Annotated in this window: 1 protein-coding gene; it reads right to left on the reverse strand. The window is 67.0% G+C overall.

Going from position 1 to position 872, the window contains the following annotated elements; all coding sequences use genetic code 11:
- Window positions 1-119: 119 nt before the first annotated feature.
- On the reverse strand, window positions 120-872 hold a 753-nt coding region (locus EOA33_RS37180), incomplete at its 5' end, for a tetratricopeptide repeat protein (protein WP_145989574.1).

The raw sequence follows: 872 nt of genomic DNA on the forward strand, positions 1-872 counted from the left end.
CTGCCGGGGCACGACCCCGCCGGTCATGACCACGCCGATCTCGACGCCTGCGCCAAGCATGGTGCCGACGGAACCGACCGAGAACTGATTTACCTGGGGTGACTTGGCAGCGGCGCGGCTTACTGGTCGCCGCCGCCCTTCGTCAGGATGTCGTCGGCCAGGGAGATGGCCGTGCGGCGGTCGGCTTCGCCGGCGGCGGCGAAGGCCTCTTCCTGCATGCTGCGGATCCACGGCTGGTCGGCCGGTGCGGCACGCTCGAGTGCGGCCGTCATCATCGCCAGGCCGCGCACCACCTTGCCGCTCTGGAACAGGAGGTTGCCGAGCGTCGCCTGCGCGCCGGCATGGCCCTTCTCGGCCGCCAGTTGGAGCCAGCGCCCGGCCTGCTTGACGCTTGCCTTGACGCCGCCCTCGCCCTTCAGGAACATCTGCCCGATCTCGAATTGGGCGTTCGGATTGCGGTAGTTGGCGGCCGCGCGCATGTAGTATTCCTGCGCCGCGACCTCGTTCTCCGTGACGGGGCTGCCGGGTATGCCCTTGCGCAGATAGTCGCCGAGCGCCACCAGCGCGTCGGAGACATAGCTCTCCTCCGGCGAACCCGGCTCGACATCCTGGTCGACGATCTCCGAGAAGAACTTGAAGGCCGCATAGTCGTCGCGTGCCACGCCGTCGCCTTCGGCATACATGCGCGCAAGCTTCCAGGTGGCGCCAATCTGGCCGTTCTCGGCGGCGTATTTATAAGCCTCGACCGCCTGGTCCTTGTGGCCGTTCTTGTAGGCGGAAAAGCCGAACTGGAACACCGCCCACGGGCTGGACTGCGGCTTCACGCCGGTCTTGTCGTCGAATACCTTGTCGTCGAAGGCCATGGCTTGGCC

Source organism: Mesorhizobium sp. M4A.F.Ca.ET.050.02.1.1, assembly GCF_003997725.1.
GTDB lineage: Bacteria > Pseudomonadota > Alphaproteobacteria > Rhizobiales > Rhizobiaceae > Mesorhizobium.